Origin of the sequence: Enterobacter sp. WPR_3_1 (assembly GCF_003635055.1) — a bacterium.
Taxonomy (GTDB): Bacteria; Pseudomonadota; Gammaproteobacteria; order Enterobacterales; family Enterobacteriaceae; genus Enterobacter; species Enterobacter ludwigii.
Map to the genome: position 1 here is coordinate 603,699 of NZ_RBXU01000008.1, position 19,567 is coordinate 623,265.

Sequence of the window (19,567 nt, forward strand, 5' to 3'; positions counted from 1 at the left end):
TCTCCGTATACCCTAGTTTCACCCTTCAACTTCGCAACCATAAGAGGGCAATCATGCCCAACAATGGCCATTACCGATAGGATCTGTTGGCGTCGGTCGTCAGCTGCGAAATCACGGTTTTAAATACTGATGGCACTGTCTCTCTGCGTCACCCGGCCCAGAAGGGGCCTCTAAACCGGGTAACGCAGTCGCACTACCAGGCGGTATGGTACAGCTCGCTAATATCTGCCAGGCTCGCTTCCCGTGGGTTGCCGGCAGTACAGACATCATCATATGCCGCCTGGGCCAGCATCGGGATATCTTCCTTTTGTACTCCAGCCTCACGCAGATGGAGCGGGATGCCCACATCGTGATTAAGCCTGAAGACGGCATCCACGGCAGCATTGCGCGCGTCCGCAAGGCTCAGCCCTTCAACCTTCACGCCCATCGCCCGTGCAATATCGCGGAATTTATCGCCGGTAAAGTCAGCGTTGTAACGCATGATATGGGGCAGCAAAATGGCATTCGCCACGCCGTGCGGTGTGTCATAAAAAGCACCCAGCGGGTGCGCCATACCGTGAACCAGCCCCAGGCCAACGTTGGAAAAGCCCATGCCGGCAACATACTGGCCCAGCGCCATCGCCTCGACGGCATCTCGATCGCCCTTGACTGAATCGCGCAGCGCGCCGGCAATAATCTCAATCGCCTTGATGTGTAGCGCATCGGTCAAGGCCCATGCGCCCCGGGTGATATACCCTTCAATCGCATGGGTCAGCGCATCAACGCCGGTTGCTGCTTTCAGCACTGGCGGCATACCGTCCATCATATCTGCATCGATAAAAGCGACCTGCGGAATGTCGTGCGGATCGACGCAAACAAATTTACGCCGCTTCTCTTCATCAGTGATTACGTAGTTAATGGTCACTTCAGCCGCTGTTCCGGCTGTAGTGGGAATGGCCAGAACGGGTACGCTGGGGTTACGGGTTGGGGACAGGCCTTCAAGGCTACGAACATCCTTAAACGCCGGGTTATTGCTGATAATACCGATTGCCTTACAGGTATCCTGAGGCGAGCCGCCCCCGATAGCGATAAGGTAATCTGCGCCGCTGTTCTGAAAAACACCCAGCCCTTCCTGTACTATTCCGATTGTCGGGTTAGGAAGCACGCCGGAGTATATTTCCCAGGTCAACCCCGCTTCGTCCAGCTTATCCGTGACCTTCGCCACCACGCCACACTGTATCAGCGTCCTGTCGGTGACAATCAGCGCTTTTTGATAGCCGCGACGCTTTACCTCATCGCAAAGCATCCCTGTCGCGCCCCGGCCAAACCAGGCCGTTTCGTTCAAAATCATTCTTTTCGCCATGGCATTTCTCCTGTTTGCTATGTGATGTCATTCTTCAATGCGCAGTCCGTAGGTTTTGAATTTTTCCAGTACAATGGCGATAGCATCGTCATCCAGTACCGGGACCGGATCCGTTATTGCCAGCGTGCAAAGGTACAGTTGTGCCAGTACTTCAACTTCATGCGCCAGCCACAGGGCTTTTTCCAGATTTGCTTCACAGGCAATTAAGCCGTGGTGCTGTAACAGCGTTGCTTTGCGGTTCCTGAGGGCAAAGGCGACATAGTCGGACAACTCGCGTGTCCCAAATGTGGCATATGGCGCGCAGGGTATGGAATTACCGCCTGCGGCGGCAATCATGTAATGAATGGCCGGGATAGGGCGGTTAAGAATAGACACGGCGGTACAGTGCACCGCATGGTTATGCACCACCGCCTGCGCATCCGGACGCGTCTGGTACGCGGCCATATGGAAACGCCACTCGCTGGAAGGCAGTTTGCCCTGTTCATGCTGACCGTCGGCATCAATATAAACGATGTGTGACTCCGTCAGTTTTTCATAGGGGATCCCCGTTGGCGTTATCAATATCCCGTCCTGATAGCGCACGCTGACGTTGCCAGCCGTGCCCTGATTTAGCCCCAGGCGGGTCATTTCCAGGCAGGTATCAATAATCTGCCGCGCCAGTCTATTTCGTTCCATTTGTTACCTCTCTTGATGATCTAAAGCACCAGCAGAACAAGCCTGTTGTCCTGATGAATTAACCGTATATTTGCGCACCATCTTTATAGGGAATAACGCTAAAAGAATTACGGTGGTTGCACTTTGTGATCGCCGTCAATTAATAGTCGGGAATTGATCCTTATTCGATTAATTCATTTCGGTAAAAATGACCGATTCAGAAGATTTTTATTCAAACAGTCGTTTTGATGATTTTTACCGTGAAAATGCCCGTTTTCGGAGTAATACATTAAATCGGTCACTGGGGTTGTGGTTTTTAATGTTTATTTTCCCCGGCGGGGGGCGTTTTTATTAAATTTAAAGTGATAACGATCACATAAAGATATCGCGTTGCCGTTAAATGTGATTGTCATCATATTCGCCCCCCTTTTTTACATGAAAATGCATTCACGAGATCATTCCGATCGCCAGATTCGCGCCAGTAAGAGTAAAGCACCTTTTTATTTTTACCGTCTGGCAAGAAAGGAAAGTCACATTCTGACGCTTCTGACTAACGAGGGTGTTATGGGAAATACAACAATACCAACGCAGAGTTTTCGTGCGGTCAATGCCGGGCAAGCCCAGCGTTACATTATTCCTTTCGCGTTACTCTGCTCACTGTTTTTTCTTTGGGCAGTCGCTAATAACCTGAATGACATTTTACTCCCCCAGTTTCAGCAAGCCTTTACCCTGACAAACTTCCAGGCTGGCCTGATACAATCTGCGTTCTATTTCGGCTACTTTGTCATTCCAGTTCCTGCCGGGATACTGATGAAAAAACTCAGCTATAAGGCAGGTATTATTACCGGGTTGTTTTTATATGCCATTGGTGCTGCATTATTCTGGCCTGCGGCTGAGTTAATGAATTATACATTGTTTCTTGTCGGTCTTTTTATTATAGCGGCGGGGTTAGGTTGCCTTGAAACTGCTGCTAACCCCTTTGTTACAGTGTTGGGGCCAGAGAGTGGTGGTCATTTCCGTCTTAATCTGGCGCAAACTTTTAATTCTTTTGGCGCTATTATTGCCGTTGTGTTTGGACAAAGCCTAATTTTGTCTAACGTACCGCATCACTCTCAGTCGGTACTCGATAAAATGACGCCAGAACAGCTAAGCATTTATAAGCACAGCCTGGTGTTATCCGTACAAACGCCTTATATGATTATCGTGGCAATTGTATTGTTGGTCGCCCTGCTGATTATGTTGACCAAATTTCCGGTCCTTCAGAGCGATAATCACGTCGACGGCACACAAAGCACATTTTCTGCCTCTCTTTCCCGTCTGGTCCGTATTCGCCACTGGCGCTGGGCGGTGCTGGCGCAGTTCTGCTATGTCGGCGCGCAAACTGCCTGCTGGAGCTACCTGATCCGGTACGCTATTGAAGAGATCCCCGGCATGACGCCAGGTTTCGCTGCCAACTACCTGACCGGCACCATGGTGTGCTTCTTCATCGGTCGTTTTACCGGTACATGGCTAATCAGCCGCTTCGCACCGCATAAAGTACTGGCCGCTTATGCCCTGCTTGCCATGGTGCTATGCCTGTTCTCCGCCGTATTCGGCGGCCATTTCGGTCTACTGGCCCTAACGCTGTGCAGTGCATTTATGTCTATTCAGTACCCAACCATTTTCTCCCTCGGGATTAAGAACCTGGGTCAGGACACCAAATACGGCTCGTCATTCATCGTCATGACCATTATCGGCGGCGGGATTGTGACGCCGGTCATGGGCTTTGTCAGCGATGCTGCAGGCAATATCCCAACAGCAGAACTGGTTCCGGCAGTGTGTTTTGCCGTCATCTTCATCTTTGCCCGTTTCCGTTCGCAAGCGGCAACGAATTAAACCTGTATCCGAAAACGTGAGGGATCTGTCATGAAAAAAATCAGCTTACCGAAAATAGGTATCCGTCCGGTGATTGATGGTCGTCGTATGGGGGTTCGTGAGTCTCTGGAGGAGCAAACCCTGAATATGTCCACCGCCACCGCTGCGCTGCTCACTGAAAAGCTTCGTCACCCCAACGGCGAGCAAATTGAATGCGTCATTGCTGACAGTTGCATTGCGGGGATGGCCGAATCCGCCGCCTGTGAAGAAAAATTCAGCAGCCAGAACGTCGGCGTGACCATCACCGTGACGCCGTGCTGGTGCTACGGGAGCGAAACGATCGATATGGACCCCATGCGTCCGAAAGCCATCTGGGGTTTTAACGGGACTGAACGTCCGGGTGCCGTTTATCTGGCCGCCGCGCTGGCTGCACACAGCCAGAAAGGGATTCCGGCATTCTCTATTTATGGTCATGATGTCCAGGACGCCGACGACACCTCGATTCCCGAAGATGTTGAGGAAAAACTGCTGCGCTTTGCGCGTGCCGGTTTAGCCGTCGCCAGTATGAAAGGGAAAAGCTATCTCTCCATTGGGGGTGTGTCGATGGGGATTGCCGGTTCCATCGTCGACCCTAACTTCTTCGAATCCTGGCTGGGGATGAAGGTACAGGCAGTTGATATGACTGAACTGCGCCGCCGCATTGATCAGAAAATCTTCGATGAAACCGAACTGGAAATGGCGCTGGCCTGGGCGGACAAAAACTTCCGTTACGGCGAAGACCAGAACGCGCAGCAGTATAAGCGTAACGAAGCGCAGAACCGTGAGGTGCTGAAAGAGAGCCTGCTGATGGCGATGTGTATCCGCGACATGATGCAGGGCAACCCAGCACTGGCGGAAAAAGGGCGGGTGGAAGAATCGCTGGGCTACAACGCCATTGCGGCAGGCTTCCAGGGCCAGCGTCACTGGACCGATCAATACCCGAACGGCGATACCGCCGAAGCGTTGCTTAACAGCTCCTTTGACTGGAATGGCGTGCGTGAACCCTTTGTCGTCGCGACCGAAAATGACAGCCTCAACGGCGTGGCGATGCTAATGGGCCACCAGTTGACCGGCACAGCACAGGTGTTCGCCGACGTGCGCACCTACTGGTCTCCAGACGCGGTAGCGCGTGTGACCGGTCAACCGCTCAGCGGTCTGGCTGAGAAGGGTATTATCCACCTGATCAACTCCGGCTCTGCGGCTCTCGATGGCTCATGCAAACAGCGCGGCAGCGATGGCAAGCCAACGATGAAGCCATTCTGGGACATTAGCCAGCAGGAGGTTGATGCCTGCCTGGCGGCCACCGAATGGTGTCCGGCGATACATGAATATTTCCGCGGCGGCGGTTTCTCTTCTCGCTTCCTGACGGAAGGCGGCGTGCCGTTCACCATGACCCGCGTGAATATCATCAAAGGTCTTGGCCCGGTTCTGCAGATTGCAGAAGGCTGGAGCGTGGAACTGCCGAAAGAGATGCACGATCAGCTTGACGCCCGTACCAACTCAACCTGGCCGACCACCTGGTTTGCGCCACGTCTGACGGGTAAAGGTCCCTTTACCGACGTTTATTCCGTGATGGCGAACTGGGGGGCAAACCATGGCGTGCTGACCATCGGCCACGTTGGCGCAGACTTCATCACCCTGGCATCAATGCTGCGAATTCCGGTCTGCATGCATAACGTGGAAGAGTCGAAGGTCTATCGTCCTTCCGCCTGGGCTGCGCACGGCATGGATAGCGAAGGCCAGGATTACCGCGCCTGTCAAAACTATGGCCCGCTGTACAAACGTTGAGTAAACGTCTTTGCCCGGTAGCGTATGTTTACCGGGCCTGTAAAACACCGAATTACAGGCCGGATAAGCGACACGTTAGCCGCCGACGTTTCAGGAGTTGCTATGAAACAAGAGGTTATTCTGGTTCTCGACTGCGGAGCGACCAATATCCGGGCCATTGCCGTTGACCGGCAGGGCAAAATTATCGCCCGTGCCGCTACGGCAAATGCCAGCGACATCGCCATAGAAAATAGCGCCTGGCACCAGTGGTCTCTCGAGGCCATTATGCAACGCTTCGCGGACTGTTGCCGCTCGCTGAAGACGAGTCTGGCAAACTGTCGCGTTCGCGGCGTCACGGTGACCACCTTCGGCGTTGATGGCGCGCTGGTCGATGAGCACGGCAGGCTGCTCTACCCAATCATCAGCTGGAAATGCCCACGCACCACCGAAGTGATGCAAAATATTGACCGCTTGCTGTCACCTCAGCGGCTTCAGGACATTTCCGGCGTGGGGGCATTTGGCTTCAATACGCTGTATAAGCTGGTGTGGCTAAAAGAAAATCACCCGCAGCTGTTGGAACAGGCACACGCCTGGCTGTTTATCTCGTCGCTGATTAACCACCGTCTGACCGGCGAATTCACCACCGACGTTACTATGGCAGGGACCAGCCAGATGCTGGATATTCAACAGCGCGATTTCAGCCATGAAATTTTGCAGGCGGCGGGTTTGCCGCGTCAGCTCTTCCCACGTCTGGTGGAAGCCGGTGAGCTCGTCGGTAAATTACAGTCTGATGCTGCCCAATGGCTTGACCTACCCGCCGGTATCCCGGTGATTTCCGCCGGACACGATACCCAGTTTGCGCTGTTTGGTGCAGGTGCCGCGGCGGATGAACCCGTCCTCTCCTCGGGAACATGGGAGATCCTGATGGTGCGCAGTGCGCAGGTCAACACGCCGCTGCTCAGTCGCTACGTCGGTTCTACCTGCGAACTGGACAGCCAGCCAGGGCTGTATAACCCTGGCATGCAGTGGCTGGCATCGGGCGTACTTGAATGGGTACGTAAACTGCTTTGGACCGAAGAGACGCCCTGGCAAACGCTGATTGAGACAGCCCGCCGCATACCCATGGGGTCCGAAGGGGTGAAAATGCACTGTGATCTCCTCGGCTGTCAGCATGCAGGCTGGGAGGGCGTCACACTCAACACCACACGCGGTCATTTTTATCGCGCTGCGCTGGAGGGCCTAACCGGGCAGCTGGCGCAGAATCTGCGCACGCTGGAAAAGATTGGTCACTTCAACGCGACTGAACTGCTGCTGGTCGGCGGTGGCAGCCGTAACATGCTGTGGAACCAGATCAAAGCCAATATGCTCGGCATCCCCATCAAGGTACTTGATGATGCAGAAACCACTGTCGCGGGGGCAGCCCTGTTTGGTTGGTACGGGGTCGGAGAATTTACCAGCCCGGAACACGCCAGAGCGCAGATGCATTATCAGTACCGCTACTTCTTTCCGGAAACCGAATCTGCACCGATCGAGGGAGTTTGAGATGTTAAAAACGATTTCACCGTTAATATCACCTGAACTACTGAAAGTCCTGGCCGAAATGGGCCACGGCGATGAGATTATTTTTTCTGATGCCCATTTCCCCGCCCACAGTATGGGACCGCAGGTTATACGCGCCGATGGGCTAAAGGTCAGCGAATTGCTGCATGCGATTATCCCGCTGTTTGAGCTCGACAGCTACGCGCCGCCACTGGTGATGATGGCTGCAGTTGAGGGTGACTCCCTCGATCCCCGTGTTGAGGCTCTCTATCGCGATGCGCTTTCACGTCAGGCACCCTGTCCGGCAATTACCCGCATTGACCGCTATGCGTTTTATGCACGTGCCAAAAAATCCTTTGCGATCGTTGTCACAGGGGAGTGTGCTAAATACGGGAATATTCTTTTAAAAAAGGGGGTAACGCCGTAATCTCATGCCGGTGCGCCCGCCAGCGCGGGCGTGTATCGAATGATGGGTGAGAAAAAATGAAAGAGGCACGTCAGCAAACGATAATCGACCTGTTGATTCAGCATCATAGTCTGACGACGGACGTTTTATCCACCCAGCTTAACGTCAGTAAAGAAACCATTCGCCGCGATCTCAGCGAACTGCAGGCGCAGGGAAAAGTGCTGCGCAACCACGGTCGGGCAAAATATATTCACCGGGAAAACCAGGACAGCGGTGATCCTTTTCATATTCGCCTTAAGAGCCACTTCACGCATAAAGCGGATATCGCCAGAGAAGCGCTGGAGTGGATTGAAGCCGGGATGGTCATTGCCCTGGATGCCAGCTCAACCTGCTGGTACCTTGCGCGTCAACTGCCTGACATCGATATTCAGGTCTTTACTAACAGTCACCCCATCTGCCTGGAACTGGGCAAACGTGAACAGATTCAACTTATTAGCTCCGGCGGTAAACTCGAGCGTAAGTATGGCTGCTACGTTAACCCCTCGTTGATTTCACAACTCAAACTGCTGGACATCGACCTGTTTATCTTCTCCTGCGAAGGGATAGACAGTCATGGAGGGTTGTGGGATTCCAACAGGGTCAACGCTGGCTTCAAATCGCTGCTACTCAAGCGCGCTTCTCAGTCTTTATTGTTGATAGATAAGAGTAAGTTTAATCGTTCAGGGGAGGCCCGAATTGGGCATCTGGATGAGGTAACACATATTGTGTCTGACACACAACTGAATGAGTCAGGGCTGAGACAATAAGCCATCTGACACATTATGACGCAATTAAGTCTATTAGGGATGTGTTTGTTCGCGATAGCGTTAACGTATTATTCATTCCGTATAAGGTTTTTAACGCGGGGGAGGGTAAACAAAAGATGTTAGCAGCACAAATAAGAAAGGGATTACCCTTAAACAAGGGCATCTACAAGAACAGCCATACATTCAGAATAATTATAAATATTTCTTAGCCGCATCCAGAATTTCCTGAGAAGTCAGCTCCCTGTCCGACGCCACATAAACCACTTCATGATCGCCGGTCAGAGAAGGAAAACCTGCGGACATTATCTGCAGGTTTATCGCTTCACCATTCGGATATTCCTGCCGTATGGATGTAATACCCTTAAGCACGGTGACAACATTGCTCGGTTTACCATTGAAAAAGACGATGACTTTCTTCATATCTCACCTTGTTGGTCGTTATCTGCTTAAGCACCTTCTCTATGAAGGCGAGGGGAATCAGGACGGCGCGAAAATTTTTGTCTGGCTGTCAGGTCTGTCTGCGAATGTCATCGTCGATTTGCAGAAAATGCATTTAGCGCCATACGGATTTTTTTCAGACACATCAAAAATCGACGTTCTGTATTGGGAGCCATGACAACATGGGCATCTGAAGTGAATATTTAAGTTGATATCATTTACCTTTTTTAACATTAGCGGTATTTAATTTTCGAAAAAACGTTGCATTTGTACTTTCTTTGGTTTTTGCAATCATTCGGAAATAAAAGCAAGCAATCATCTTCGTGAACGTGTATGGTGACAGTCGTTTAAATCAGGAGATGCCTATGTCAGGACGTAAAAATACACAATTCCGTCGCAATTACTTAGTAAAATGTCCATGTCCAAACTGTTCAAAAGACTCTGAGCATAGTTTCAGCCGTGTACAAAAAGGGGCTCAACTTGTCTGCCCACACTGCAGCACTCTTTTCAAAACCGCTCAAAAATTCTAAAAATGCATTTGCCAGATGATGAATTTGCGTCTTTACAGACGATCTCATTTGGCAAAGCAACATTGAAGAAGTGATGCTTTTGGAGGTTGCCTGACCTCTTACGCACTTTGATATTTTACAAGCAGCTCGCTTCTGCTTTAAGACTCTTCGTGCAGCAGACCTGCACTTCATCACATCGGTCAGCACACTCTTTCTACGAGAAAAATATGCTGACCTGTTGCTCAGAAAAAGCCTTCTAATTCAGGACCCGTCTACTCAGGAAAAATCCATCATCGTGATCGCGGGTCCGTGATAACTTTATCTATCGCAAAGTATTACGCTTGCAGCAGCAGGGCCTTTTTCGCCACTCTGGATAGCAAATTCGACCTTCTGGCCTTCAAAGAGAGTTTTAAAATCATCGCCCTGCAGAGCAGAAAAGTGCACAAACACATCTTTGCTGCCATCGACAGGAGAGATAAAACCGAAACCTTTATCTTCGTTAAACCACTTAACCAAACCTATAATTCTTGAAGACATGCAGACTCCTTGTGAGTATTTGAAATGCTAAGAAACGTATAATATTAAACGTATGGACTCAAAAGGAGGGGATATCAGCGATAACGCCTGGTTATGAGGACTGCCGGGTAAAATTTTTTACGCTCGTGTGTGGATTAAACCAACGACTTCATTAATGCATGAGGAGGGAGAATTAGCAATTTTTATTTTAGCCTTCCGGAAGGCTCACATAAAAAGTGTCACGCTGCATTAGCTTAAAATTAATTTGTGTGTATAGTTAATGCATGTTTTCTAAGAGGATCTTATTTGTCTCGTAAAATGACAGGAATTGTCAAAAGTTTTGATATGCACAGTGGCAAAGGCCTAATCATCCCTTCAGATGGTCGAAAGGACGTTTTTCTCCACATTTCAGCCTTTAATAACAACGAAAAAGAAACGCTCCTTCCCGGGATTCGCGTTGAGTTCTGTCGTATCAACGGACTCAGCGGACCGATGGCCGCAAATGTCTATCTTTCATAAATTATCAGCGAAGATGTTAATAGCGGTAAATTGAATCACCCGCGTCGTATCGCCTGACATATAGTTACATTTATGCGCGACACGCGTATGAATTACACTCCGCCTAAATAGGCTTTTCTTACCTCCTGGTTTCCCAGCAACTCCTCGCCGCTGCCGCTGAGGCGAATTTGCCCGTTGACCATGACGTAGCCACGGTCAGAAAGCTTCAGAGCATGATGCGCATTTTGCTCTACCAGAAAAATGGTCATGCCGTTGCGAGCCAGCTCGCGCAGCGTCTGGAAGATCTGCTTAACCACTATGGGCGCCAGACCCAGGCTGGGTTCATCCAGCAGTAGCAGTTTAGGGCGGCTCATTAGCGCGCGGGCGATGGCAAGCATTTGCTGTTCTCCGCCGGACATGGTCATGGCTCGCTGTTTACGGCGTTCTTTGAGGCGCGGGAACAACTCAAACATGCTCTGCATATCGTCGGCGGCAAATTGTTTGCCGACAGGAATGGTCCCCATCAGCAGGTTCTCTTCAACCGTCATATCCGGAAAAATACGCCGCCCCTCGGGTGCCTGCGCTATGCCGCCGGAGGCCACATAGTGGGTAGATTTATGGCTGATGTCTTCGCCGCAAAACAGGATTTGCCCGTTACGAATACGCGGTTGGCCAAAAATAGACATCAGCAATGTCGATTTACCCGCGCCATTCGCGCCGATAAGCGCCACCGTTTCCCCTTTATGCACTTCAAGGGATACCTGTTTCAGCGCCTGAATCACGCCATAGAACACATCCACCTCGCGAAATGCCAGCAGCGGCTCATTCATAGAGTGACCTCGCTTTCATCGGTGCCCAGATAGGCGGCAATCACGTTTTCGTCATGCTGGATCTGCTCAGGTTTCCCCCGGGCAATCACATCGCCATGGTCGAGCACAATAATGTCGTCCGATATTTCCATCACCATCCCCATGTCGTGCTCAATCAGTAATACCGTTATGCCGTGGTTGTCGCGCAGAAAACGAATAATGTTACTCAGCTTATGTGTCTCTACCGGGTTCAGCCCGGCGGCGGGTTCATCCAGACAGATCATTTCCGGGCCGGTGCACATGGCCCGCGCGATCTCCAGACGCCGCTGTTGGCCGTACGACATCTCGCCCGCCAGGCGGTTGGCGCACTCCACAAGATCGACCACCTCCAGCCAGTAAAAGGCCCTGTCCAGCGCGTCGTTTTCCGCCCGTCGGTATGCTGGCGTATTGAATACGCCAGCCAGCAGGTTGCGATTGACGCGCATGTGCTGTGCCACGAGCAGGTTTTCCACGACCGACATCTCGCGAAAAAGACGAATATTTTGAAAGGTGCGCGCAAGTCCGGCGCGGTTCACAAGGTGAGTGCCGCCGAACATTTTGTAGAACAGGCGTTGCCCAAACTGCGCAGGGTGGATCCAGTCCCCTGGCTGGAATTTTTGCCCGAGGATCTGAATGACGTTGGTCGTCTTATTGCGCGTATTAAAGAAAATATTGCCGCCGGAAGCCTTATAGAAACCGGTCAGGCAGTTGAAGACGGTGGTTTTTCCCGCGCCGTTTGGGCCAATAAGCGCAGTAATTGAACCGCGCTGCACGTCCAGGTTGACGTCGTTTAACGCCTTGATCCCGCCGAAATGCATCATCAGATGTTCAACGCTTAATATCGTTCCGTTCATGGCGCTACGCCCTTACGCACGGCAAACCCGCTGCGGTTAATGCGGATCAACCCGCGTGGACGCCAGATCATCATCACCACCATCAGCATGCCAAACAGCAAAACCCGGTACTCGGCAAAACTGCGCAGCAGCTCCGGCGTCACCGTGAGCACAAACGCCGCCAGCACCACGCCAAGCGTTGAGCCCATACCGCCGAGCACCACAATCGCCAGGATCAGCGCCGATTCAAAAAAGGTAAACGATGTCGGGTTGACAAAGCCCTGATAAGTGGCAAAAAACACCCCGGCGATGCCGGCAGTCGACGCACCCAGCGTAAAGGCCGAGAGCTTGACCAGCACATGATTTAAACCCATTGAGCGACAGGCGATTTCATCTTCCCGCAGGGCTTCCCATGCCCGACCAATAGGCATCCGCGTCAGACGATGCTTGATATACAGCACCAGCATCACTACCAGGAACAGCACCGTGTAGATAAAGATAAACTTCATGTTCGGGTTGTAGGTCAGATGGAAAAATTCGTGAAAGGGTACGCCTCCTTCTTTGGCACGGCGGCCAAACTCCAGTCCGAAAAAGGTGGGAGGCGGGGCAGAAACGCCGTTCGGGCCGCCGGTGAAGGTCAGCCAGTTGTTGAGGATCAGGCGAATAATCTCCCCAAAGCCAAGCGTGACGATCGCCAGGTAATCCCCGTGCATGCGCAGCACCGGAAAGCCGAGCAGGGCGCCGGCCGCGGCAGCCATAATTGCCGCCAGCGGCAGCATGCTCCAGAATCCTAATCCCAGATACTGATACCCCAGCGCCAGCCCGTAAGCGCCGATGGCATAAAAAGCGACATAACCGAGATCCAGAAGCCCGGCCAGCCCGACCACAATATTTAGCCCGAGACCGAGAAGCACGTAGATAAGCCCAAGAATGGCGACGGTGAGAACGTACTTGGTGGCAACAAAGGGAAAGCAGATCGCAAGGGCGATAATCAGCGGGATTATCCAGCGCATGCGGCTTTTGTATTCCGGCGGTCGGACATAAACCCCCGCGCTGTCGGCTTCAAAACGTGCCTGGAAACGTGCACCCGGAGCGGTACCTAAAAAAGCGCTCAGCAGAAAACGGCCCAGCATCACGATGCCGACTATCCATGCGAGCCGCTGTCCGGCGAAATTAAAGCTGTATCCGTCCAGCACCACGCCGGCAATCGGGCCAAAAATTATTAACGCAATCAGCCCGGAAAAAATGGCGTCCAGAATGCAGCGCTTAAGCGAAAAGCCGTGAGAGGTCATCGTATTCTCCTTCACACTTTGGCGACAATCGGGCGGCCAAGCAGACCCTGAGGACGAAAAATCAGGATCAAGACTAGCAAGCCAAACGAGAACACATCTTTATAATCTGAGTTCACCATGCCGGAAAATTGCGCCTCGGCGACGCCCAGAATCAACCCGCCGAGCATCGCACCGGGCAGGGAGCCAATCCCGCCGAGCACCGCTGCGGTAAACGCCTTGATGCCAATGACAAATCCGACGTAGAAATCGAAGGTGCCGTAATTCATGGTGATGAGCACACCCGCCAGGCCGGCCATCGCCGCGCCAATCACAAAGACCAGCGAAATGATTCTGTCGGTGTTAATGCCCAGAATGGAGGCCATTTTGCGGTCCTGCTGCACCGCACGGCACATCCGCCCAAGCCGGGTATTGTTGATTATCCATGTCAGCAAGAGCATGCCGGCGAACGAGGCAACCAGAATAAACACTTTGGTGTAGGTTATCTGAACGAACCCCTCACCGATATGCAGGCGAAGTACGCCATCCAGCATCGTGGGCACCCCTTGCTGACGTGGCCCCTGGCTCAGCTGCGCGTAGTTTTGCAAAATCAGAGACATCCCGATGGCGGAGATAAGCGGTGCCAGACGGGTGGAGTTGCGTAGCGGCTTATAGGCAATGCGCTCGATAGTCCAGCCGTAAACACCGGTCACCACAATCGTGAAGATCAGCGTACCGAGGATAAGCAACGGGAACGACTGCAGGCCGAAGAAAGAGAGCAGCGCCAGGCCAATGGCGCAGAGGTAGGCGGAGATCATATACACTTCGCCGTGGGCGAAATTAATCATACCAATGATGCCATACACCATGGTGTAGCCGATGGCGATTAATCCATAGACGGAGCCCAGCGTTAAGCCATTTATTAACTGTTGCAGGAAGAATGTACTCATCATAGCGCGCTCGTTATTTTAAGCTGCGCGGCACGCGCAGCCTGATGTTTATTACGCGCCGACAGGCGAACCTGCCGGCGTTGAGCGTGACTCCGTCCCGTTACTGAACTTCCTTATATTTTCCGTTATCGTCCCACTGATACACCACGTAGTCAGACACTTTCAGATCGCCTTTGCTGTCCCAGGCTTTTTTGCCCATAACCGTGTCGACGGCATTGGCTTTCAGCCATTCGCTGGCCTTGGCCGAGTCTTTACCGCCCGTAGCCTTGAAGGCTGCGGCAATGGCCTGAACGGAGGCATAAGAGTAGAGGGTGTAACCTTCAGGCTCGAATTTTCCGGCGCGGAATTTCTCAATGACCGCTTTCCCATCCGGGATCAGACGCGGGTCTTTACCAAAAGTCATATAAATACCCTTGGTATATTGCGGTCCACCCGCCGCGGTCACCATCTCTTCGTTGACGATACAGTCGCCGGAGAAGAATTTCGCCTGCACGCCCTGTTCACGCATCTGGCGAACCAGCGGGCCGGCTTCCGGGTGACAACCGCCGAAGAACACCACATCCGGCTTTTGTGCGCCGATTTTAGTCACCAGCGCGTTAAAGTCTTTCTCACCACGGGATAAGCCCTCATACATCACATCCTGAACCCCGCGCTTCGCCAGCGCAGCTTTGGTGGCGTCTGCCAGCCCCTGACCGTAGGTGTCTTTGTCATGGATGATGACCACACGTTTGGCTTTCAGCTTATCGATAATGAAATCGCTGGCGACCTGGCCCTGCTGGTCATCGCGACCACACATGCGGAACATATCGGTCATGCCTCGTTCGGTAATGAGCGGGTTGGTCGAGCCGGGGGTAATGGCAAGGATCCCCGCGTCGCTGTACACCTCGGAGGCGGGCATTGTGGAAGAGGAGCAGAAATGGCCGACCACCGCGTTGACTTTATCCTGGTCGACCAGACGGTTGGCGACGGCCACGGCTTGTTTCGGCTCGCAGGCATCATCCCCCTGAACCAGCTTAATCTTCTCGCCGTTAATGCCGCCTGCGGCGTTAATGTCTTCAGCGGCCTGCGTTGCACCGTGCCAGTACTGATCGCCATAGGTGGCGTTTGGACCGGTAAACGGCCCGGCCACACCAATGACAATATCTGCATGCGCAGAAAATGCCGTCACCAGACAACCGGCCAGCACGATAGAAAGGGGAGTTCTGATAAATTTCAGCGACATTATTATGTTCCTTAGCAAAGAGGTTTTTGCACCACGGCGTAAACCCGGACGCCGACGGCGCAGCCAATCCAAAAACACGAGCAAGAACAAAATGCACTAAACGAACAAGATCCAGACAACGCCTGCGTAATACGGCGAGGTTTCCCTGCGCAGGTTCGCGCGAAGAACATTAAGCAAAATCGTTGCCAGAATGGTTAACCCATTGAGCGGGTTGTGACATGTTTGAGTATAGAGTGCGGTGATATGGCACCTTGTGGGACGCGATGAAATTACAGCGGAGATCACATATCGTTAACAACAAAGCCCATAAGTTGTGCAATGGTCACGATTTGCACGTTTTTGCAGCAATAAAGACCTAAACTTCAGATAGGAAAGCCGTGAGATATGTGTCAGGATCTTTTCCTTTTTTATCAGGAGTGTCAGCGATGACTGAAGGCCCATTGAATGAAAGCGAAATGGCGTGGCTTGAAGAGACATTAATGTCTTACGGTCATGACGATGCGTCCGTGATTGACGTGTCTGAACTGGACGGCATGCTTACCGCAGTCCTTTCCGGCCCTGTTGTCGTTGAGCCAGATATCTGGCTGGTGGCCGTGTGGGGTGGCGAGAAATACATTCCGCGCTGGAAAAACGATCGTGAAATGCACCGTTTTATCGATCTCTGCTTTAAGCATATGAACGACATTGCTGAGCGCCTGAGCGAATACCCGGATCAGTTTGAGCCGATGTTTGGTTACAACGATGTCGACGGCGAGAGCTATACCGTTGTTGAAGAGTGGTGTTATGGCTATATGCGCGGTGTGGCGCTGACGGACTGGTCAGCCTTACCGGAAGCACTGAAGGCCGATCTTGATGCGATTGCGCTGCACGGTACAGACGAGAACAGCGAGAAGCTGGATGAGCTGAGCGAAGACGAATATAAAGCCAGCATTGAGAGCATTCAGCCTGCGGCTCTGCGTTTGTACAATTACTGGGTGGACAACCCACAGCAGCCGGAAGCAAAAAAACCGATTGTTAACGGCACAAAGGTCGGGCGTAACGATCCGTGTCCGTGCGGCAGCGGGAAGAAGTTTAAGAGCTGCTGTTTGCACTAATAAAAAGGGGCTGATTTCAGCCCCTTTTTTGTTAACCCACTTCCGGTAGCATCCCTGCGGCTATCAAGCACTGCACCAGAATAATCATCACTCCGCAGGCAAACACCATGCACAGCAGCGGTTTGCCGCCCATTACGCGGTACCCTTGCTGAGGATGCTGCTGGCGGCTCTTCCAGGCCAGCAGGGAAGGGAGCAGCAGGGCCAGCACGGATAACGCCACACCTGCATACCCCAGCGCCATCACGAACCCACGCGGGTAAAACAGCGCGAACGCGAGAGGAGGCAGGAAGGTGACTGCCCCTGTCTGTAAGCGTCCTGCGGCAGTATTACGACGCTGGAACAGATCGGCCAGGTAATCAAACAGGCCGAGCGCCACGCCCAGAAATGAGGTGGCCAGCGCCAGGTCGGCAAACAGATGGACCGCCAGCTCAACGTGCGGGGAGGTGACAACCTCGCGCAGTGCCAGCAGAAAACCGTTCAGGCCAGCGTGTTCCGCCATCAGCCCGGTAAAGGTCGACGCGTCAATGCTCCCCAGCGTCACCAGTTGCCAGAAAATATAGGCAATCAGCGGGATGGCGCTCCCCACCATAAAGACGCGGCGTAGCTTACGGATATCGCCGTTCATATAGCTCACGATGCTGGGCACGCTGCCGTGGAAGCCAAACGAGGTGAAAATAACCGGGATCGCGGACAGCGCCAGCCCTTTTTCCAGCGGCAGCGTCAGCAGATTAACCTTGTGAACATGCGGTGCCAGCAAAACCAGCATCACAATCAGGAACAGTATTTTGGCGCTGAACAGAAAACGGTTAAACAGATCGACCAGCGAAGTCCCCACACAGACCACCCCCCCGCCAATAAGCGCAAAGAAGATAACGCCCGTTGAAGGCGTGATATCAGCGTCGAACCAGTCGTTAACGCTGGAGGCGATTAACTCGCCGGCGCCGCTGATATAGGCCGCGGTCAGGGCGTACATCAGGAACATCATGCTAAAGCCGGTTATCCATTGGCCATAGCGTCCCAGGTAGCGTGCCGCAAGAGAACCCAGGCCGGTATCCGCGGGCACATGCTGATAAACCTCAAGCAACAGCAGGGCGGTGTAGCACATCAACGCCCAGAGTGTGCCAAGGAGCAGCAGTGTCATTCCAAATCCAACGCCTGCGGCAGCCAGAGGCATCGCCAGCATTCCTGCGCCAATCGTCGTTCCGGCGACGATAAAAATACTTCCCAGGGTTCTGTTTTTCACGCATTCCTCTACAACGATTCGTAATCGCGACAAATTCTGCGGCGCAGAGTAAGGGAAAAGCCCCGCTTCGTCAAATGACCGTTACAGTAGGTGTAATGAATTATTTACGATATTTTTCGACTTTAGGTAATTTACCCGAACCTGCCCCTTTGGGAGGGGATGTCTACTTCGTAAGGGCACTATTTTTGCCGAAAAATCAGGCGTAATTTAAACAATAACTATAAGTTTTCAAATAAAGTGAGGGCAGATGGCGGGAAATAATCCCTTTACCGCGGCGTGGAGCCGGGGCGGTAATTTACTGTGCCATGGTCACTGGATAATCAGCTGGCAGAACCAGGCCCTGCAGCTTCCTGAATCGCGTCGTGAAAAGGATATGGGCACCTGGGCCATTTATTCGATCATCGATCCTGAGGACGACACCTTTGCGCAGGGGCTAAAAGAAGATGAGTGGATCATCGAAAACGTAGACTGGCTGACAGATGTTTTTTTTGACGCCGGTATTCCGCTGGAGACGGCTAACTACCGGTATTTTTACCAGGCGGTCAATGCGCAGGACTGGCGGTGTACAAGCTGTGCGGGGTGTATGTAAATCTGTGCGCGGAGAATAAAAAGTGCGGCGCTGAAAACAGCACCGCAGCAATATTATTTCTGTGTATCGAGGGTAGAAAGTTCTTTATCGATAAAGTAAAGACCTTCGCCTGTTTTCCCCACCAGAGACAATTTATCCAGCACGGATTTAAACAGTTTCTCTTCTTCGTGTTGCTCTGCCACGTACCACTGCAGGAAATTAAAGGTCGGATAATCCTGGCCGATCATTGCCGCATGAACCAGTTCGTTAATTTTTTGCGTAATCAGCTGCTCATGCTCATAGGTCGCACGGAACAGCTCATCAAGCGAATTATACTCGGCAAACGGGGACGCAACGTTATCGATGCGCGGCAGGCTGCCCGTGTCAGTCAGATAATCAAACAGACGCTGCATGTGGGTCATCTCTTCCTGCGCGTGGCGGCGCAGGAAGGCGGCAGCGCCTTCAAAACTGTGGTAGCTGCACCAGGCGCTCATCTGCTGGTAGAGAAGGGATGAAAAAAGCTCAAGGTTCATTTGCGCATTGAGCTTGTCGATCATTTCAGTTTTCAGCATGGTGACGCTCCGGGTTATTAATTCTGGTTCACAATGAGCGACACTATAATTTGTTATTTAATTATTTGCAAAACGTAAAATAATTATTTCTTTATTTAAAATACGAATGGGAATAAAACGCATTGCTGATTTATATTTTATTAATGAGAATTGTTTTTGTTCGTAATGAAATACACTGCCAGTCAATACTGGCAGCACAGATTAATACCACGGGTTATTTGCCTTAGGGTTTACGGCAAAGCCCATGCATTTATACTGGATCGTCACGCTCTCATTGAGACACAGAGAGCCGCTGGTCAGGGTGCAGGTTTTAATGGGCTGGCCATAGGCAGAGGCGGTGGCATACCCCATGCTCTGACACGCTTTAGCTGCGGTGCCGTTATTAACATACTCATCGGAATAGGCGTTTTGCAGCATTGCTTGCCCGTAGTCGAGGCGGACGATGCCGTTTGGCGCGTCCAGGGTGCTGACCTCAGCCTGGCGATTAATGTTACAGCCCGCCAGCAGCAGGATCGTACCGGCGACGAAGACTCTTTTCATGGTTCGCTCTGAGTGAGTGGAAATACGTTATCGTACCTGCAGATGTGAGTCGCAATGCGAG

Annotated in this window: 22 protein-coding genes; 9 read left to right on the forward strand and 13 right to left on the reverse strand. The window is 52.2% G+C overall.

The annotated features are described in order from the left end of the window. Positions 1–193 precede the first annotated feature (193 nt). Positions 194–1,342 carry a lactaldehyde reductase gene (fucO, locus tag BJ887_RS04615; RefSeq protein WP_121339398.1) on the reverse strand — a complete coding sequence of 383 codons (1,149 nt, stop codon included), beginning with the start codon at positions 1,340–1,342 and terminating at the stop codon, positions 194–196. A gap of 27 nt (positions 1,343–1,369) precedes the next feature. Then, positions 1,370–2,017, reverse strand: coding sequence for an L-fuculose-phosphate aldolase (fucA, locus tag BJ887_RS04620; RefSeq protein ID WP_020883353.1), 648 nt, complete (start codon positions 2,015–2,017; stop codon positions 1,370–1,372). 543 nt (positions 2,018–2,560) lie between these two features. Between fucA and fucP the strand changes: the two genes are divergently transcribed. The 5 genes from fucP to fucR all read left to right on the forward strand — a co-directional run bounded on the left by fucP (position 2,561) and on the right by fucR (position 8,407). Further along, positions 2,561–3,871 (forward strand): L-fucose:H+ symporter permease, encoded by a 1,311-nt coding sequence (fucP, locus tag BJ887_RS04625; RefSeq protein WP_113656145.1) that lies wholly within the window; start codon positions 2,561–2,563, stop codon positions 3,869–3,871. A gap of 30 nt (positions 3,872–3,901) precedes the next feature. After that, positions 3,902–5,677 (forward strand): L-fucose isomerase, encoded by a 1,776-nt coding sequence (gene fucI / locus BJ887_RS04630; protein WP_121339400.1) that lies wholly within the window; start codon positions 3,902–3,904, stop codon positions 5,675–5,677. A gap of 102 nt (positions 5,678–5,779) precedes the next feature. Further along, positions 5,780–7,198, forward strand: a complete 1,419-nt coding sequence (gene fucK / locus BJ887_RS04635; protein WP_121339402.1) for an L-fuculokinase — start codon at positions 5,780–5,782, stop codon at positions 7,196–7,198. Position 7,199: 1 nt separating this feature from the next. Next, a complete protein-coding gene (gene fucU, locus BJ887_RS04640) occupies positions 7,200–7,622 on the forward strand; it encodes an L-fucose mutarotase (protein ID WP_047955782.1) in 423 nt (140 codons plus the stop codon). Positions 7,623–7,678: 56 nt separating this feature from the next. After that, complete coding sequence (gene fucR, locus BJ887_RS04645; RefSeq protein WP_032678450.1) at positions 7,679–8,407, forward strand: L-fucose operon activator; 729 nt, start codon at positions 7,679–7,681, stop codon at positions 8,405–8,407. A 192-nt stretch (positions 8,408–8,599) separates the two neighbouring features. Here the strand turns inward: fucR and BJ887_RS04650 are convergent, their stop codons facing one another. Both BJ887_RS04650 and BJ887_RS04655 read right to left on the reverse strand, forming a co-directional pair. Next, positions 8,600–8,827 carry a hypothetical protein gene (locus BJ887_RS04650; RefSeq protein WP_014170703.1) on the reverse strand — a complete coding sequence of 76 codons (228 nt, stop codon included), beginning with the start codon at positions 8,825–8,827 and terminating at the stop codon, positions 8,600–8,602. Between the two features lie 57 nt (positions 8,828–8,884). Continuing rightward, positions 8,885–9,079, reverse strand: coding sequence for a hypothetical protein (locus tag BJ887_RS04655; protein ID WP_032669962.1), 195 nt, complete (start codon positions 9,077–9,079; stop codon positions 8,885–8,887). Between the two features lie 131 nt (positions 9,080–9,210). Between BJ887_RS04655 and BJ887_RS23030 the strand changes: the two genes are divergently transcribed. After that, entirely contained in the window at positions 9,211–9,375 is a 165-nt protein-coding gene (locus tag BJ887_RS23030) for a YnfU family zinc-binding protein (protein WP_214579409.1), read from the forward strand. A 297-nt stretch (positions 9,376–9,672) separates the two neighbouring features. On the opposite strand, the gene BJ887_RS04660 is transcribed toward BJ887_RS23030, so the two are convergent. Further along, the gene (locus BJ887_RS04660) at positions 9,673–9,891 is read right to left on the reverse strand and encodes a cold shock domain-containing protein (RefSeq protein ID WP_014170702.1); all 219 of its coding nucleotides are present in this window, start codon (positions 9,889–9,891) and stop codon (positions 9,673–9,675) included. A 285-nt stretch (positions 9,892–10,176) separates the two neighbouring features. On the opposite strand from BJ887_RS04660, the gene cspF reads away from it, so the two are divergent. Beyond that, positions 10,177–10,389 carry a cold shock-like protein CspF gene (cspF, locus tag BJ887_RS04665; RefSeq protein WP_025203826.1) on the forward strand — a complete coding sequence of 71 codons (213 nt, stop codon included), beginning with the start codon at positions 10,177–10,179 and terminating at the stop codon, positions 10,387–10,389. A 92-nt stretch (positions 10,390–10,481) separates the two neighbouring features. On the opposite strand, the gene BJ887_RS04670 is transcribed toward cspF, so the two are convergent. The 5 genes from BJ887_RS04670 to BJ887_RS04690 form a co-directional block, all read right to left on the reverse strand. Next, on the reverse strand, positions 10,482–11,198 hold the full coding sequence (locus tag BJ887_RS04670) for an ABC transporter ATP-binding protein (protein ID WP_121339404.1): 717 nt from the start codon (positions 11,196–11,198) through the stop codon (positions 10,482–10,484). Continuing rightward, on the reverse strand, positions 11,195–12,070 hold the full coding sequence (locus BJ887_RS04675; protein WP_121339406.1) for an ABC transporter ATP-binding protein: 876 nt from the start codon (positions 12,068–12,070) through the stop codon (positions 11,195–11,197). The genes BJ887_RS04670 and BJ887_RS04675 overlap by 4 nt, the downstream gene beginning before the upstream one ends. Continuing rightward, entirely contained in the window at positions 12,067–13,341 is a 1,275-nt protein-coding gene (gene livM, locus BJ887_RS04680; protein WP_020883360.1) for a high-affinity branched-chain amino acid ABC transporter permease LivM, read from the reverse strand. Before livM ends, BJ887_RS04675 begins: the two co-directional genes overlap by 4 nt. An 11-nt stretch (positions 13,342–13,352) precedes the next feature. Further along, complete coding sequence (locus BJ887_RS04685) at positions 13,353–14,267, reverse strand: branched-chain amino acid ABC transporter permease (RefSeq protein WP_025203827.1); 915 nt, start codon at positions 14,265–14,267, stop codon at positions 13,353–13,355. 100 nt (positions 14,268–14,367) lie between these two features. Further along, on the reverse strand, positions 14,368–15,489 hold the full coding sequence (locus BJ887_RS04690) for a branched-chain amino acid ABC transporter substrate-binding protein (protein ID WP_044858178.1): 1,122 nt from the start codon (positions 15,487–15,489) through the stop codon (positions 14,368–14,370). 425 nt (positions 15,490–15,914) lie between these two features. Between BJ887_RS04690 and BJ887_RS04695 the strand changes: the two genes are divergently transcribed. Beyond that, positions 15,915–16,583: a YecA family protein gene (locus BJ887_RS04695; RefSeq protein ID WP_121339408.1), complete on the forward strand. Its 669-nt coding sequence runs from the start codon at positions 15,915–15,917 to the stop codon at positions 16,581–16,583. Between the two features lie 31 nt (positions 16,584–16,614). On the opposite strand, the gene tyrP is transcribed toward BJ887_RS04695, so the two are convergent. Continuing rightward, complete coding sequence (gene tyrP, locus BJ887_RS04700; RefSeq protein WP_032678446.1) at positions 16,615–17,826, reverse strand: tyrosine transporter TyrP; 1,212 nt, start codon at positions 17,824–17,826, stop codon at positions 16,615–16,617. A gap of 247 nt (positions 17,827–18,073) precedes the next feature. Here tyrP and BJ887_RS04705 point away from each other — a divergent pair, with 247 nt between their 5' ends. After that, positions 18,074–18,415 (forward strand): hypothetical protein, encoded by a 342-nt coding sequence (locus tag BJ887_RS04705; RefSeq protein WP_032678445.1) that lies wholly within the window; start codon positions 18,074–18,076, stop codon positions 18,413–18,415. A gap of 53 nt (positions 18,416–18,468) precedes the next feature. On the opposite strand, the gene ftnA is transcribed toward BJ887_RS04705, so the two are convergent. Then, complete coding sequence (gene ftnA, locus BJ887_RS04710) at positions 18,469–18,966, reverse strand: non-heme ferritin (RefSeq protein ID WP_014170693.1); 498 nt, start codon at positions 18,964–18,966, stop codon at positions 18,469–18,471. 201 nt (positions 18,967–19,167) lie between these two features. Next, entirely contained in the window at positions 19,168–19,506 is a 339-nt protein-coding gene (gene yecR / locus BJ887_RS04715; protein WP_020883365.1) for a YecR family lipoprotein, read from the reverse strand. Between the last annotated feature and the right edge of the window lie 61 nt (positions 19,507–19,567).